The organism is Variovorax palleresanus (assembly GCF_051144945.1).
In the GTDB taxonomy this organism is placed as follows: domain Bacteria; phylum Pseudomonadota; class Gammaproteobacteria; order Burkholderiales; family Burkholderiaceae_C; genus Variovorax; species Variovorax paradoxus_S.
This window is the reverse complement of sequence record NZ_JBJNVP010000002.1, coordinates 1,636,727-1,651,798: the sequence shown is the minus strand read 5'-3', so window position 1 is coordinate 1,651,798 and position 15,072 is coordinate 1,636,727. Positions and strand designations below refer to the sequence as shown.

General features: G+C 66.4%; 15 protein-coding genes. 6 read left to right on the top strand and 9 right to left on the bottom strand.

Going from position 1 to position 15,072, the window contains the following annotated elements:
* Positions 1 to 14 precede the first annotated feature (14 nt).
* Positions 15 to 2,417, bottom strand: a complete 2,403-nt coding sequence (bamA, locus tag ACJ7Z0_RS11540) for an outer membrane protein assembly factor BamA (RefSeq protein WP_434789960.1) — start codon at positions 2,415 to 2,417, stop codon at positions 15 to 17.
* Between the two features lie 77 nt (positions 2,418 to 2,494).
* On the bottom strand, positions 2,495 to 3,166 hold the full coding sequence (locus tag ACJ7Z0_RS11535; RefSeq protein ID WP_434789959.1) for a nuclease-related domain-containing protein: 672 nt from the start codon (positions 3,164 to 3,166) through the stop codon (positions 2,495 to 2,497).
* A 201-nt stretch (positions 3,167 to 3,367) separates the two neighbouring features.
* Between ACJ7Z0_RS11535 and ACJ7Z0_RS11530 the strand changes: the two genes are divergently transcribed.
* The 3 genes from ACJ7Z0_RS11530 to ACJ7Z0_RS11520 all read left to right on the top strand — a co-directional run bounded on the left by ACJ7Z0_RS11530 (position 3,368) and on the right by ACJ7Z0_RS11520 (position 5,533).
* Positions 3,368 to 4,525, top strand: coding sequence for a porin (locus ACJ7Z0_RS11530; RefSeq protein ID WP_434789958.1), 1,158 nt, complete (start codon positions 3,368 to 3,370; stop codon positions 4,523 to 4,525).
* 79 nt (positions 4,526 to 4,604) lie between these two features.
* Positions 4,605 to 4,907 (top strand): hypothetical protein, encoded by a 303-nt coding sequence (locus ACJ7Z0_RS11525; protein WP_431128092.1) that lies wholly within the window; start codon positions 4,605 to 4,607, stop codon positions 4,905 to 4,907.
* Positions 4,908 to 4,921: 14 nt separating this feature from the next.
* Positions 4,922 to 5,533 (top strand): ATP-binding protein, encoded by a 612-nt coding sequence (locus ACJ7Z0_RS11520; RefSeq protein WP_434789957.1) that lies wholly within the window; start codon positions 4,922 to 4,924, stop codon positions 5,531 to 5,533.
* 25 nt (positions 5,534 to 5,558) lie between these two features.
* Here ACJ7Z0_RS11520 and ureG read toward each other — a convergent pair whose 3' ends face one another.
* The 3 genes from ureG to ureE all read right to left on the bottom strand — a co-directional run bounded on the left by ureG (position 5,559) and on the right by ureE (position 7,663).
* Positions 5,559 to 6,209, bottom strand: coding sequence for an urease accessory protein UreG (gene ureG / locus ACJ7Z0_RS11515; protein ID WP_434789956.1), 651 nt, complete (start codon positions 6,207 to 6,209; stop codon positions 5,559 to 5,561).
* A gap of 18 nt (positions 6,210 to 6,227) precedes the next feature.
* The gene (locus ACJ7Z0_RS11510) at positions 6,228 to 6,911 is read right to left on the bottom strand and encodes an urease accessory protein UreF (protein ID WP_434789955.1); all 684 of its coding nucleotides are present in this window, start codon (positions 6,909 to 6,911) and stop codon (positions 6,228 to 6,230) included.
* 170 nt (positions 6,912 to 7,081) lie between these two features.
* A complete protein-coding gene (ureE, locus tag ACJ7Z0_RS11505) occupies positions 7,082 to 7,663 on the bottom strand; it encodes an urease accessory protein UreE (RefSeq protein ID WP_434789954.1) in 582 nt (193 codons plus the stop codon).
* Positions 7,664 to 7,727: 64 nt separating this feature from the next.
* Between ureE and ACJ7Z0_RS11500 the strand changes: the two genes are divergently transcribed.
* Positions 7,728 to 7,952: an AbrB/MazE/SpoVT family DNA-binding domain-containing protein gene (locus ACJ7Z0_RS11500; RefSeq protein WP_434789953.1), complete on the top strand. Its 225-nt coding sequence runs from the start codon at positions 7,728 to 7,730 to the stop codon at positions 7,950 to 7,952.
* On the top strand, positions 7,949 to 8,341 hold the full coding sequence (locus tag ACJ7Z0_RS11495; protein WP_434789952.1) for a type II toxin-antitoxin system death-on-curing family toxin: 393 nt from the start codon (positions 7,949 to 7,951) through the stop codon (positions 8,339 to 8,341). Before ACJ7Z0_RS11500 ends, ACJ7Z0_RS11495 begins: the two co-directional genes overlap by 4 nt.
* Positions 8,342 to 8,349: 8 nt before the next feature.
* Here ACJ7Z0_RS11495 and ureC read toward each other — a convergent pair whose 3' ends face one another.
* The 4 genes from ureC to ACJ7Z0_RS11475 are packed head-to-tail and all read right to left on the bottom strand — an operon-like array spanning position 8,350 to position 11,326.
* A complete protein-coding gene (gene ureC, locus ACJ7Z0_RS11490) occupies positions 8,350 to 10,068 on the bottom strand; it encodes an urease subunit alpha (RefSeq protein WP_434789951.1) in 1,719 nt (572 codons plus the stop codon).
* 3 nt (positions 10,069 to 10,071) lie between these two features.
* Positions 10,072 to 10,377 carry an urease subunit beta gene (locus ACJ7Z0_RS11485; protein ID WP_434789950.1) on the bottom strand — a complete coding sequence of 102 codons (306 nt, stop codon included), beginning with the start codon at positions 10,375 to 10,377 and terminating at the stop codon, positions 10,072 to 10,074.
* Positions 10,378 to 10,394: 17 nt separating this feature from the next.
* Positions 10,395 to 10,994, bottom strand: coding sequence for a HupE/UreJ family protein (locus ACJ7Z0_RS11480; RefSeq protein WP_434789949.1), 600 nt, complete (start codon positions 10,992 to 10,994; stop codon positions 10,395 to 10,397).
* Positions 10,995 to 11,023: 29 nt separating this feature from the next.
* Positions 11,024 to 11,326 (bottom strand): urease subunit gamma, encoded by a 303-nt coding sequence (locus ACJ7Z0_RS11475; protein ID WP_015867014.1) that lies wholly within the window; start codon positions 11,324 to 11,326, stop codon positions 11,024 to 11,026.
* 105 nt (positions 11,327 to 11,431) lie between these two features.
* On the opposite strand from ACJ7Z0_RS11475, the gene ACJ7Z0_RS11470 reads away from it, so the two are divergent.
* Entirely contained in the window at positions 11,432 to 15,061 is a 3,630-nt protein-coding gene (locus tag ACJ7Z0_RS11470; RefSeq protein ID WP_434789948.1) for an ATP-binding protein, read from the top strand.
* Positions 15,062 to 15,072 lie beyond the last annotated feature (11 nt).

The following is a 15,072-nucleotide window of genomic DNA, read 5'->3' as shown; positions in this document are numbered from 1 at the left end:
TGGGTGCTCCCGCTTCAAAACGAGGTGCCGATCTGGAACTGGAAGCGCTGGGTCCGGTCCGCGGCAATGCCGTTGGCCTCGTCGAGCTTCTGGTAGACGATGGGCACCGCATAGGCCAGGCGCAACGGACCGAGCGGGGAGATCCAGCTGATGCCCACGCCAGCCGATGCGCGAAGGCGGTTCTGGGCTTTCCACTGTGCGTCGGTCATGCTCGCCGTGCGTTCCGCGAACACGTTGCCGGCATCCAGGAAGGTGTAGAGCCGCAGCGTCTTGTCGTTGCCCGCGCCCGGAAAAGGTGTGCTGAATTCCATGTTGAAGATCGCCTTGCGCGTGCCGCCGAGCGCACCGCCCGTCACCGCGTCCGTCGGCCCCAGCGAGTTCTGCTCGAAGCCGCGGATGGAGCCCAGCCCGCCCGCATAGAAGTTCTTGAAGATGGGGTAGGCGGTGCCGCCGAGCGCCCTTGCGTAGCCGAGCTGGCCGTTGATGGCCAGCGTGTATTGCTTGGAAAGCGGGAAGTACTGCTGGTACTGGTAGTTGGTCTTCAGGTAGCGCAGCTCGCTGCCCACGCCCACCTCGAGGTTGGCGGTTTGCAGGCGGCCGCTGGTGGGCACCAGCGCGCTGTCGCGGTCGTCGCGGCCCCAGCCGATGGTCGCGGGAATGCCCACCATGTTCTTCGATGCGCACACCACGCTTGGCGCGGTGCCCGTGCACTGGAAATAGTCGAGATAGGCCTGCGGCGTGCCGGTGTAGACGTAAGAGCCGTCGACCAGCGTGTAGGCGCCATTGGTGCCGGGCGTGAAGCTGTAGCGCTCCACGCCGATGCCCAGATACACCGTGTCCAGCTCGCCCAGCGGCAGCCCGAAGCGCACTGAACCGCCGTCGCTCGCGAGCTTGTAGTTGCCGTCCGCTTCGTAGTAGGGGCGGGTGGTGGTGTGGAACACGTTGAACGTGCGCGAGATGCCGCCCGGCGTGAAGTACGGGTCGGTGGCGGTGAGGGAAATGGTGCGGTTGTAGGAGCTCGTGTTGACCTGCAGCCCCAGGTAGTTGCCCGAGCCGAACACGTTCTCCTGCGTGATGCCGAAGCTCAGCGACACCTTGTCGGTCGATGAATAGCCCGCGCCCAGCTGCAGCGAGCCGGTCGGCTTTTCGGCCACGGTGACCGCGAGGTCGACCAGGTCGGGCGAGCCCGGCACCTCGGTGGTTTCGACGTTCACATCGGTAAAGAAGCCCAGCCGGTCCACGCGGTCGCGCGAGAGCTTGATCTTGTTGCCGTCGTACCAGGCGCCCTCGTACTGGCGGAACTCGCGGCGTATGACCTCGTCGCGCGTCCTCGCATTGCCGCCGATGTTCAGGCGCCGCACGTAGGCGCGCCGCGAGGGTTCGGCCCGCAGCACCATCACGACGCGGCGGTTGGTGCGGTCGATCTCCGGTTCCGCCTTCACGCGCGCGAACGCGTAGCCGAAGGTCCCGAAGTAATCGGTGAAGGCCTTGGTGGTGGCGCTCACGTCTTCGCCGTTGTAGGGCTGGCCCGGGCGAATCGTCACGAGCGACTTGAACTCGTCTTCCCGGCCCAGGTAGTTGCCGTCCAGCTTGACGCCGGCCACCGCGAACTTCTCGCCTTCGGTGATGTTGACCGTGAGCGTGATCGTCTCGCGGTCGGGCGATATGGCAACCTGCGTTGAGTCGATGCGGAACTCGAGATAGCCGCGCGTGATGTAGAAGGAGCGCAGCGTTTCCAGGTCGCCATTGAGCTTGCTGCGCGAATACTGGTTCGACTTGGTGTACCAGCTCAGCCAGCCGCCCTTGTCCTGGTCGAACAGGTCGAGCAGGGTGCCTTCGCTGAAGGCCTTGGCACCGACCACGCGCACGTCCGTGATGCGCGCCGACTCGCCCTCGGTCACGGTGAAGGTCAGGTTCACGCGGTTGCGCTCGAGCGGCGTCACGGTGGTGATGACCTGCGCGTTGTAGAGGCTGTGGCTGATGTACTGGCGCTTGAGCTCCTGCTCGGCACGATCGGCCAGCGCCTTGTCGTAGGGCCGGCCATCGGCTAGGCCGACTTCGCGCAGCGCTTTTTGCAGCACGGCCTTGTCGAACTCCTTGCTGCCGACAAAATCGACGTCCGCGATGGTGGGCCGCTCCTCGACCACCACCACCAGCACGTTGCCGTTGATGTCGATGTGCACGTCCTTGAAGAGGCCGAGCTCGAACAGCGATCGGATGGCCGCGCTGCCGCGTTCGTCGCTGTAGGTGTCTCCGGCCTTGATGCCGAGGGTCGAGAAGATCGTTCCCGGCTCGACGCGTTGCAGGCCTTCGAGCCGGATGTCCCTGACGGTGAACGGATCGGCGGCCCAGGCCGGGCCGCATGTAAGCGCGGTGAGCAATGCAGCGACGGCCGCTGCGGACTTGGATGGATTCATATCGCCGCATGGTTCCCGCCAAAGTCGGAGAAATCTGGGACTCCCTCCGACACGCAGGGGCGTGCCCGCGGCGCGTGCTATTGCAGTCCGATGCCACTCATGGCGTTGTTTGCGCCCGCGATGTTCCAGCGCACCGAGATCTGCTCGCTTCTCTCGCGGCAGTTCTGCACGTGGTCTTCGACCGAGAGGCCGCCCTGGATGTCGAGCAGCCGCTGCGCCGTGCGGTCGATGGCCTCGGCATCGAGCAGCGGATAGGTGCGCGCGGTGCGCCCGTTGTTGCGCACCAGGCGCGCGATGTAGGGCAGGTCCTGCTGCGTGATCACCGCGGCCGGCATCACGCCTTCGAGCTCGACGCCCTCGCAGGGCAGCAGCACGAAGTACTGCAGACGCAGGTCGTCGCTCAAGAGGCTTCGCAGCTGCGTGGTCTTGCGCCCGCCCTGCCATGCGGGGTCTTTGACTTCGCGGGCGCGGGTGCAGCCTTGCAGCCGCAGGAACCAGCGCGGCGGCGCCTGGTCCGATTTCTTGCGGTAGACGAAGGCGTTGCGCCAGGCCTTGATCTCGAACAGGTAGATGCCGGTTTCGCACACCAGCACCGCATCGATCTGTGCGGTGCGAACCGGGCTCCCCTCGGGCATGGGAATGATCAGGTTGCGAAGTATGCGCAGGTGGGAAAAGGCCGGGCTGAATGCGCTGGTGAGCTGCTGCACACCCAGCGAGGCTGCGATGGTGTTCTGCAATGCAATGGTCATGTCGGGCTCCTTCGGTTGCCGAGCATTGCGCGGCTTTTGGGAGATTTCTGGTATGAAGCCTTGTGCATTTGAAGGGCTTGGGCGTGCGCACAAACAACAGTCGGTGCAAAGCGCGCGGCATCGACCAGATTCCTCCAAATTTGAACAGGACCATCCGTCCAGCTGCTCGATGAAGAGCTGCTGAAAACCGGAGAAACCTGAATGAAGAAATCCCTCACGGCACTCGCCGCGCTGGCCGTTACCGGCCTGGCCTCTGCCCAATCGTCCGTTACGTTGTTCGGCGTCGTCGATGCCGGCGTGACCTACCAGTCGGCCACCTCGCGCGACGCGACCACGGGCTTGAGCTCAAAGCAGAGCAAGTGGAGCCTCGCCAACTCGGGCTACAACTCCAGCCGCCTCGGCTTCCGCGGCACCGAAGACCTCGGTGGCGGGCTCGCAGCGAGCTTCTGGCTCGAAGCACCGATCACCAACGACGACGGCGCCACCGGCGTTTCGACCTTCAACCGCCGTTCCACCGTGAGCCTCTCGGGCGGCTTCGGTGAAGTGCGGCTGGGCCGCGACTACACCGCCACGTTCTGGAACGACTCCGTCTTCGATCCGTTCGGCACCAACGGCTCAGGTACCAACGTGATCAGCACAGTGAGCGGCAGCACCGGCCTGAACAATGCCAATTACACGCGCGCCAGCAACATGGTCGGCTACTTCCTGCCACCGAACCTCGGCGGCTTCTACGGACAGGTGCAATACAGCTTCCACGAAAACACGGACACCGACTCCGGCACCACCACGACGTCGACCAACACCAACGCCGGTCGCTATGTGGGCGGACGTTTCGGCTATGCGAATGGTCCGTTGGACGTGGCCCTTGCGGTGGGCCAGAACATCGCCACCGACACCACGGCGCTGACCCGCAAGGTGCAGACCATCAACCTGGGTGCGTCGTACGACTTCGGTCCCGTCAAGCTGTTCGGCGAACTCTCGAATGTGAAGAACAAGTTCGAGCTCGCCGTCGGCGACAGCCACGACAGCTACAACGGCTACCTGATCGGCGCGAGCATGCCGGTGGGTGCGGGCCTCATCCGTGCGTCGTATTCCACGGTTCGCTACAACGAAGGCGCCGTCGGCATCACCGGCGAAGATCCGCGCGTTCAGAAGCTGGCGCTCGGCTATGTGCACAACCTCTCGAAGCGCACGGCCCTGTACGCCACGATTGCGCGCGTGAACAACCGCAACGACGCGGCCTACACCGGCAGCCTGAGTGCTGCCAGCACCACGGGCTACGGCAGCGCCGGCGTCAGCTACACGGGCTTGCCGCGTTCGTCCACCGGCTACGACTTCGGCATCCGTCACGCCTTCTGACGTCAAAGGCAGTGTGCGGCAGGGCAGCGCAGTGCGCAGCCCTGCCGCATGCGCTCGTGAACTTGTTCGTGAGTTTCAAATGATCAGATTCCATCACTTGTCGGGCGTGCTCGCCGCGGCCGTCCTTTCGGGCTGCATCATGCTTCCGCCGCCTCCGCCCTTCGGCCCGCCGCCGGGCAGGGGGCCGTACCCGGGCTTTCACGGCGCTGCGCCGATGCCGCCCGGCGGCTATGCGCCGCCACTCGCGTCCTGGAATGTTTGCGAGGGCCAGCCTGAAGGCGGGCGCCCCGTGCTGCCCGGCCGGCGCGCGGATGCGTTGTCGGGCAGCTGCGAGCGCGGCGCTGGCGGCGAACTGGAGTTCCGGCCTGGCCCGGGACATTGAAGACGGAGGATTCCATGTATTCCACCAACCTGGGCCTGGGCATCGCCCTGGCCGTCGGACTGGGGCTCGCCGCAGTGCTGGCCTTCATCGTGTCGCTGTTCATCTCCAACGTGAAGGCCGGCAGGCTGGCGCGTGAAATGGCAGAGGAAGCGAAGTGCGAAGCGCGCCAGAAGATGAGCCAGAGCAGCGTGCAGGATCTTCGGCCGCTCATTGCCTCGCTGCGCGAGCGCGCCTCCGATCGCCCCATCCGTTTCGACATCCGGGTTCCACACGAGGTGGTGCCCGTGTTCGGCATCGAGGCCGAGCTGGAGGAACTGCTCTCCAAGGTAGCCAGGTATGCGGCGAACGTGATGTCGCCCGGGGCTACGCTGCAGGTTTCGGCGCGCGTGGAAAGCGGCCAGGCCGTGGTCCATTGGCGAGACCTCGACGCAGCCGACGCGAGCCCGCCGCTCGCGAGGTTCCTCGAGGCAACGCAGGCGGCCGCGCATGCCGCGAGTGCGCGCGTGTGCGAGCGCATTGCGGGCCGCCATGGCGGGCGCATCTACGCGGCGCCGCATGCGGGCGGTGCACTGGGGCTGACGTTGCGCCTGCCGCTCCTGGGGCAGACCGCGGCGTCGACGCGCTGACCGGACCGCGCTCTGACGAAGCGGCTCAGGCCGCGGTGAGCATGCCGCGCTTTTCGATGAACGCCACCACCTCGGCCACGCCGGTGTGGGTCTTGAGGTTGGTCATTACGTAGGGGCGCTGGCGGCGCATGCGCTGCGTGTCCTGCTCCATCACGTCGAGGTTCGCGCCGACGTACGGGGCGAGGTCGGTCTTGTTGATGATGAACAGGTCGCTCTTGGTGATGCCGGGCCCGCCCTTGCGCGGAATCTTCTCGCCGGCGGCCACGTCGATCACGTAGATGGTCAGGTCCGACAGCTCGGGGCTGAAGGTGGCCGCGAGGTTGTCGCCGCCCGATTCGACGAACACCACGTCGGCATCGGGAAAGTCTTCGAGCATGCGGTCGATGGCCTCGAGGTTGATCGAGGCGTCTTCACGGATGGCGGTGTGCGGGCAGCCGCCGGTCTCCACGCCCATGATGCGTTCGGCGGGCAGGGCGCCGGCCACGGTGAGCAGGCGCTGGTCTTCCTTGGTGTAGATGTCGTTGGTGATGGCGATCAGGTCGTACTTGTCGCGCATCGCCTTGCAGAGCATCTCGAGCAGCGTGGTCTTGCCCGAGCCGACCGGTCCGCCGATGCCCACGCGCAGCGGCGGCAGTTTCTTGGTGCGATGGGGAATGTGGTGCAGGGCGGAGGTCATGGGCGTTGTCCGGTTCAGTCAGCTTCGAAAGAGGCGCGAGTATTGTGTTTCATGGCGGGCCGACAACACCGCCAGCAGGGGCGCAAAGGCCTGGCGCTCGTCGTCGCCGAGGCGCATCGCGTGGGCGACGGCGGCAGGGATTTCGTGCGCCAGCCGCGCCAGGATGCGCTGGCCCGCGCTCTGGCCCAGCGGTACGGCCTTGACCGCCGCGGCCACCATGTTCTCGGCCCAGCCGAAGGCGAAGGCCAGGCAGCCGTCGTGTGTCGTGGCGCCGGTGCGGCTCAGCGCGAAGGCGAAGGCAATGGGGTAGCTTGCGGGCAGGTCCACGAAGACCTCGGCCGTGTCCGCGTGGTGCAGCTTGAGCCACTCGACGAAGGAGCGGCCCATCTGCTCGGTCTGCAGGAAGAACTCGGCCGATTCGCGCGTGGCCAGGACCCATTCGTTGAGCGCGCGGATCCGTTCGGCGTCGCCCGCGCGCCAGGCCGGGATGGCTTGCGCGACCAGTGCGAGGTCGCCGCGTGCGAAGCTCAGGTACAGCTGGTCTGAGAGCCATTCGATGGCCTTGGCCTCCGAATCGATGCCGGCCCATTCCACTGCGGCTTCGACGCCTTCCGAATAGGAAAATCCGCCGACAGGCAGGGCCGGGGAGGCGAGCCAGATGAGCTGCAGGAGGCTGTGGGCGTTGTTGGACGCGTCGGACATGTCAGCTTTTGAAGTGCTCTTGTCCAGGGCGCGTGCACAGGCCACCGGGTACTCCCCTCCGCGAATGTCCCCCGCCTTCGGCTCCTCCTTTATTTCGCTGCGGGGAGCACCCGGCGCCCTGCGCACACCGGGCGCTGCGGTTGTTCCGCTCGATCAACCACCGCTCTGAATCACGCATGGTCATGATCGTCGTCCAGCAGCTCCGGTGCGAGTACCAGCGGCTTGGGGCCTTTTGCATGGGAGTGACCGTGGTCATGCGCATGGTCATGGCCATGGCCTCCGCTGTGCGAATGCTCCTGCGATCCATAAGCGCCGCCCTCGGGTTCGAAGGCTTCCTCGACCGCGACGACGATCAGGTGCATCGATCGCAGCATATCGGCCAGCACATGGTCGGGTTCGATCTTCAGGTGGTCGGGTTTGAGCTCGATGGGCACATGCCGGTTGCCCAGGTGATAGGCCGCGCGTGTCAGGTCGAACGGCGTGCCGTGGGCCGTGCAATGCGTGATGCGCAGCACCGGCTGCGGCGCCGCGATGACGCGAACCAGCGAGCCGTCTTCGGCCACCAGCACGTCGCCGCCGCGCACCGCAGTGCCGCGCGGCAGGAACACGCCGATCTGCCGACCCTGCGAATCGGTCGCGTCGAAACGGCTTTTCTGGCGCACGTCCCAGTCGAGTTCGATGGTGGCGGCGCGCTTCAGCAGCACGGGCGCAAGGCCGCGGCCTTGGGGCATGAGTTTGTTGGCGGTGAGCATGGCGAGCTTGATTTCGGCGGTAAGTTGCCGATAATATAACAATCGTTATAACTCTGGGATTCCAATGTCGGCACTCAAACTGACCCAGATCGGCAACTCTGTGGGAGTGATCCTGCCCAAGGAAGTCTTGGCACGTTTGAAGCTGGAAAAGGGCGACACCGTGTTCATGACGGAGGCGGCCAACGGTGTCACCCTGACGCCGTACGACCCTGCGGTGGATGAGCAGCTCAAGCTGGGCCGCGAGTTCATGCGCGAGTACCGCGACACCTTCCACCAGCTTGCCAAATGAGCGCTTGGCGTTGGATCGACCAGCGCACGCTCGTTCTGCTGCATGACGAGAGCCTGGCCGAACACGGCGGTGCATCGGGCTTGCGTGATGAAGGCTTGCTTCAGTCGGCATTGGCGCGGCCGCTCAAGCTCGTGGCCTATGGCGAGCCTGACCTCGCCGACCTCGCAGCGGCCTACGGCATAGGGCTTGCCCAGAATCATCCCTTCGTCGATGGCAACAAGCGCGTAGCCTTTCTCGCCGTGGGTTTGTTTCTTGCCTTGAACGGCCAGCGATTGGTCGTCACGCAAACTGAAGCAACCCTTGTGATGTTCGACGTCGCCGCCAGCGCCATCGATGAGAGCAGCTTTGCGGCCTGGATTCGCGAACACCTGCAGGCTCGTTCTGGCTGAACGCGCACCTAGAACAGGAAATACCGCTGCGTCAACGGCAGCTGCACCGCCGGATCGCAAGTCAGCAGATGCCCGTCGGCGCGCACCGCATAGGTCTGCGCATCGATCTCCATCTTCGGCGTGTAGCCGTTGTGGATCAGGTCCTTCTTGCGCACGTTGCGGATGTTCTTCACAGCGCTCAGGTGCTTCGCCAGGCCGTAGCGTTCCTTGATGCCCGCGGCCAGACCGGCCTGCGAGACGAAGGTGAGCGAACTCCTGGCCAGCGAGCCGCCGTAGCTGCCGAACATCGGCCGGTAGTGCACCGGCTGCGGCGTGGGAATCGACGCGTTGGGGTCGCCCATGGCGGCCATGGCGATGGTGCCGCCCTTGATGAGGGTGAAGGGCTTCACGCCGAAGAAGGCGGGTTTCCAGATCACGATGTCGGCCCACTTGCCGACCTCCAGCGAGCCGACCTCGTGCGCGATGCCGTGCGCAATGGCGGGGTTGATCGTGTATTTGGCGACGTAGCGCTTGGCGCGAAAGTTGTCGTTGCGCTCGGTGTCCTCGGGCAGCTTGCCGCGCTGCAGCTTCATCTTGTGCGCGGTCTGCCAGCAGCGCAGGACCACTTCGCCCACGCGGCCCATGGCCTGGCTGTCGGAGCTGAACATGCTGATCGCGCCAAGGTCATGCAGCACGTCTTCGGCGGCGATGGTTTCCTTGCGGATGCGCGACTCGGCAAAGGCCAGGTCCTCGGCAATGCCGGCGTCCAGGTGGTGGCACACCATGAGCATGTCGACGTGTTCGTCGAGCGTGTTCACGGTGTAGGGCATGGTCGGGTTGGTGGAAGAGGGGAGGAAGTTCTCCTCGCCCACCACGCGCAGGATGTCGGGCGCATGCCCGCCGCCCGCGCCTTCGGTGTGAAAGGCACAGATCGAGCGGCCGCCCACGGCCGCGATGGTGTTCTCGACAAAGCCCGATTCGTTGAGCGTGTCGCTGTGGATCGCGACCTGCGTGTCGGTGGCGTCGGCCACGTCCAGGCAGTTGCTGATGGCCGAAGGCGTGGTGCCCCAGTCTTCATGCAGCTTCAGGCCCATGACGCCGGCTTCGATCTGCTCGTGCAGGGCATCGGGCAGGCTGGCGTTGCCCTTGCCCAGGAAGCCCAGGTTCATGGGGAACGCGTCGGCGGCCTGCAGCATGCGTTCGATGTGCCACGGGCCGGGCGTGGCGGTGGTCGCGAAGGTGCCTGTGGCCGGGCCGGTGCCGCCGCCGAGCATGGTGGTCACGCCCGAAGCGAGCGCTTCCTCGATCTGCTGCGGGCAGATGAAGTGGATGTGGCTGTCGATGCCGCCAGCGGTGACGATGTTGCCTTCGCAGCTGATGATCTCGGTGCCCGGGCCGATGACGATGTCCACGCCCGGCTGCACGTCGGGGTTGCCGGCCTTGCCGATGGCGGCAATGCGGCCGTCCTTCAGGCCGATGTCGGCCTTCACGATGCCCCAGTGGTCGAGGATCAGCGCGTTGGTCAGCACGGTGTCGACGGCGCCTTGGGCTCTGGTGCGCTGCGACTGCGCCATGCCGTCGCGAATCGTCTTGCCGCCGCCGAACTTCACCTCTTCGCCGTAGCCGCCGGCGCGCAGCGTGTAGTCGGCCTCGACCTCGATCAGCAGGTCGGTGTCGGCAAGGCGGACCCGGTCGCCCACCGTGGGGCCGAAGATTTCTGCATAGGCGCGTCGCCCGATGGTGGCCATTTTTTAGAGCTTCCCTTGGATCAGGCCGCGAAAGCCATAGACGATGCGATCGCCCGAAAAGTCGACCAGTTCGACGGTGCGCTGCTGGCCCGGTTCGAAGCGCACGGCGGCGCCCGAAGCGATGTTGAGCCGCATGCCGCGCGCGGCTTCGCGGTCGAAGCCGAGCGCGCCGTTGGTTTCGGCAAAGTGATAGTGCGAGCCGACCTGGATCGGCCGGTCGGCGGTGTTCTGCACCACCAGCGTGAGGGTGCGGCGGCCAGGGTTGAGCATGTGCTCGCCCTCATCGGTGAAAAGTTCGCCGGGTGTCATGGTGGCGGTGCCTTTGTTCAGACGGCCTGCGAGAGCAGCGTGGCGCCCAGCGCCACCACGGCGGCGCCCGCCATGCGCGGCAGCCAGGCATTGGCGTGGCGCAGCGCCCAGCCGAACGCGATGCCCGCGAGGTGCAGCAGCACGGTGGCGCCGACCATGCCGGCCAGCGTCAACGCCGCGCCTTGCTCGCCCGCGAGTTCGTGGCCGTGCGCCACGCCATGAAAGATGGCGAACACGCCAACCACCGCCGCGGCCACCGCGGCCGGCAGGCGGATGCGCGTGGCGACCAGCAGGCCCAGCACGAGCAGCGAGGCCGCGATCATCGGTTCGACGGCTGGCAGCTGCACGCCCGCCAGTCCCATCAGCGCGCCCACGAGCAGCATGCCCGCGAAAGCCAGTGGCGCCCACAGCAGATCGGGCCAGGCGCGGCGCGCGGCCAGCGCACTCCAGAGCCCGACCGCGACCATGGCCGCGAGGTGATCGGCACCCGTGAGCGGGTGCAAAAAGCCGGTGACGAAGCCGTGGTGCACGCCGCCGTCGACGCCGGTGTGGGCGCTGGCCGCAAACGGCAGCAGCAGGGCGACGAGGGCAAGGGTCTTGGAAGCGTTGTGGCGCATGGCAGGTCTTTCTTGTTCTGGAGCGGGAGTCAGACGATGGGCTGGTGAACGGTGACCAGCTTGGTTCCGTCCGGGAAGGTGGCTTCCACCTGGATGTCCGGGATCATCTCGGCGATGCCGTCCATCACGTCGGCGCGGGTGAGCACCGTGCGGCCTTCGCTCATGAGCGCCGCAACGCTCTTGCCGTCGCGGGCACCTTCCATCACGGCGGCGGAGATCAGGGCGACGGCTTCGGGGTAGTTGAGCTTCAGCCCCCGTGCCTTGCGGCGTTCGGCCAGCAATGCTGCGGTGAAGATCAGCAGCTTGTCTTTTTCGCGCGGGGTCAGTTCCATGGGAGCGGCATCGGAGGGCGTGGAGGTCGGGCCATTATTGGGCAGGCTTCAGCTTTGCAACAGTCGTGCCGGTGTTCGCCAAACGACGTATGGATGGCACGAAAGATGCACCGAAACGGTGTGAACCCCGCCGAGACTTCCACCAGCCCCGATGACGCGCCCCAGCGCATCGTCAAGGTGCGGCGCGACTACAACAGCTGGGTGGCGAGCGAAACGCTCGAGGACTACGCGCTGCGCTACACCCCGCAGCGCTTTCGCAAGTGGTCCGAATGGCGCGTGGCCAACACGGCCTTCGGGGCGGCGTCGTTCCTGGTGCTGGAGGCTGTGGGCGCAACGCTGCTGGTGCAATACGGCTTCGCCAATGCGTTCTGGGCCATCGTGGTCACGGGGCTCATCATCTTCCTGGCGGGCGTGCCGATCAGCGTGTATGCCGCGCGCTACGGCGTCGACATGGACCTGCTCACGCGCGGCGCGGGCTTCGGCTACATCGGCTCCACGCTCACCTCGCTCATCTACGCGTCGTTCACTTTCATCTTCTTTGCGCTCGAGGCCGCGGTGATGGCGTATGCGCTTGAGCTGGCGCTCGGCGTGCCGCCGGTCTGGGGCTACCTGGTGTGCGCGCTGGTGGTGATTCCGCTGGTCACCCACGGGGTGTCGGCCATCAGCCGGCTGCAGCTGTGGACGCAGCCGCTCTGGCTGGTGATGCTGGTGGTGCCTTTTGTCTTCGTGCTGGTGCGCGATCCTGGTGCGTTCGCTGGCATCGTGCACTACAACGGGTCGAAAGCGAGCACCAAGGGCTTCGATCTGCACCTGTTTGGCGCCGCGCTGACGGTCGGTATCGCATTGATCACCCAGATGGGGGAACAGGCGGACTACCTGCGCTTCATGCCCGCGCGCACGGCGGGGAGCGCCCGGCGCTGGTGGGCTGGCGTGCTGGCCGGCGGGCCGGGCTGGGTGGTGCTGGGCGTGGTCAAGATGCTGGGCGGCGCGCTGCTGGCCTACCTGGCCATCACGCACATGGTGCCGGTCGAGCGCGCGGTCGATCCGAACCAGATGTACCTCGCGGCCTATGAGTACGTGTTCCCGAACTACGGCTGGGCCGTGGCCGCGACCGCGCTGTTCGTGGTGATCTCGCAGCTCAAGATCAACGTGACCAACGCCTATGCGGGCTCGCTGGCCTGGAGCAATTTTTTCTCGCGCGTGGCGCACAGCCATCCGGGGCGCGTGGTGTGGGTGGTGTTCAACGCGCTCATCGCCTTCATGCTGATGGAGATGAACGTGTTCGAGGCGCTGGGCGACGTGCTCGGCCTTTTTGCCAACATTGCCATCGCCTGGATGATGGCGGTGGTGGCCGACCTCGTCATCAACAAGCCGCTGGGCCTGTCGCCACCCGGCATCGAGTTCAAGCGGGCGCATCTGTGGGACATCAATCCGGTGGGCGTCGGTGCGATGGCGCTGGCCTCGCTGCTGTCCATCACCGCCCACCTCGGCGTCTTCGGCCCGCTGGCGCAGGCGTTCTCGGCGCTCATCGCGCTCGGCACGGCACTGGTGGTGTCGCCTCTCCTGGCCTGGGCCACCGGCGGCAAGTACTACCTGGCGCGCGGCTCGGTCGCGCATGGCGCGGTCGCCTTTGCGCCGGCCACGGGCCCGCGTGCGGTTCGCTGGGCGCGGGTCGAGCACGACCTGCACGAGGACGGAGCGGAAGGCAGCTACCAGCGCCTCAAGGTGCAGCACTGCGTGATCTGCGAGCGCGAGTACGAAGGGCCCGACATGGCCCATTGCCCGGCCTACCAGGGCGCGATCTGCTCGCTGTGCTGCACGCTCGATGCGCGCTGCGGCGACCTGTGCAAGCCGCATGCGAGCCTCTCCGCGCAATGGTCTTCGGCGCTGCGCTGGCTGCTGCCGCGCTTCAGTTGGCGCTATCTCGACACCGGGCTCGGGCACTTCCTGTTGCTGATGCTGATCATCGTGCCGGTGCTGGCGGTGGTGTTTGGCGTGCTCTATCAGCAGGAGCTGCGCGCATTGGGCGAGAGCGCGCTGCAGATCGCATCGCAATCGGAACTGGCCGAGGCGCTGGCCAGCGTGCAGCAGTCGTCGTTGCGCTCCGGTTTTCTCAAGGCCTACATGGCGTTGCTGGTGATTGCGGGCGTCGTGGCCTGGTGGCTGGTGCTGGCGCACCAGAGCCGGAGGGTCGCGCAGGAGGAATCGAACCGGCAGACCCACTTGCTGATGCGCGAGATCGAGTTGCACCGCGCGACCGACCGTGCGCTTCAGTCCGCCAAGCAGACCGCGGATGAAGCGCGCGAGGTCGCAGAGCAGGCCAAGCTCGCAGCCGACGAGGCCCGGCGCGCCGCCGACCAGGCCAACCAGGCCAAGAGCCGGTACATCAGCGCCATCAGCCACGAGCTGCGCACGCCGCTCAACAGCATCCTGGGCTATGCGCAGTTGATGGGCGAAGACCAGTCCGTGCCGCCGCACCGCCAGCAAGCCGTGGCGGTGATCAAGCGCGGCGGCGAGCACCTGCTGTCGCTCATCGAGGGCACGTTGGCCATTGCCCACATCGAGGCTGGCAAGCTCACGCTGCATGCGAGGCCGATGCGCTTTGCCGACACCCTGCGGGAGCTGGCCGACATGTTCGAGCTGCAGGCGGCCGAGAAGGGGCTGCGCTTTCGCTTCGAGACCACGGGCACCCTGCCCGAGTTGGTGCGTGCCGACGAGAAGCGGGTGTGCCAGATCCTCATCAACCTGCTGGGCAACGCCATCAAGTTCACGGCCGCGGGCGAGGTGACGCTGCGGCTTTCGTATGCGCGGGAATTCGCTTCGGTGGAGATCGAGGACACCGGGCCCGGCATGACGGCCGAAGACATCGAACGCATCTTCGAGCCCTTTGCGCGCGGCGATGCGGCTGCGGCCTCCACGCCCGGCGCGGGGCTCGGCCTCACCATCGCCAAGATGCTGACCGACCTGATGGGCGGCGAGATGAAGGTGCGCAGCACGCCCGGGGAAGGCTCGCTGTTCTGCGTGCGGCTTTTTTTGCCGCGCGTGCACGACACGGCGAGCGCCTCGGGCCGGCCGGCTCCGGTGCAGCGCGCGCGGCGCGGCTACGAAGGACCTCGCCGGCGGCTGCTGGTGGTCGACAACGAGGAGGCCGACCGCGACCTGCTCGGCCATGTGCTGGCGCCGCTCGGCTTCGAGTTGCGCACCGCCGCCAGCGGCCACGACGCGCTCGACCTCATCGCGGCCGGCTACCGGCCCGATGCGATGTTCGTCGACCTTGCCATGCCGGGCATCGACGGCTGGGAGACGATTCGCCGTGCGCGCAAGCTCGGCCTGGCCGAGGCCTCCGTGGCCATCGTCTCGGCCAATGCCTTCGACAAGGGCCTGGACAACGACGCAGGCATTGCGCCGGAAGATTTTTTCGTCAAGCCGGTGCGCCATACGGAACTGCTCGACTGGCTCGAACGCCGCCTCGGCCTGCGATGGACCGACACGGCCGCCAAGCCGACCCCCGCCACCGCGCCGCGCGCGATGCAGGCGCCTTCGATGGCGAGGCTGCGCGCCCTCGACGAAGCGGTGAGCCTGGGCTATTTTCGCGGCATCATGAACCAGCTCGACGAAATCGACGCCGAACAGCCCGAATGCCTGGCCTGGACCGAGGCGCAGCGCGTGCTCGCGCGCCAGTTCCAGTTCGAGGCCATGGGCCGGGCGCTTGCCGCCGCGGTGAGCGCGGCCTGAAGATCAAGTCT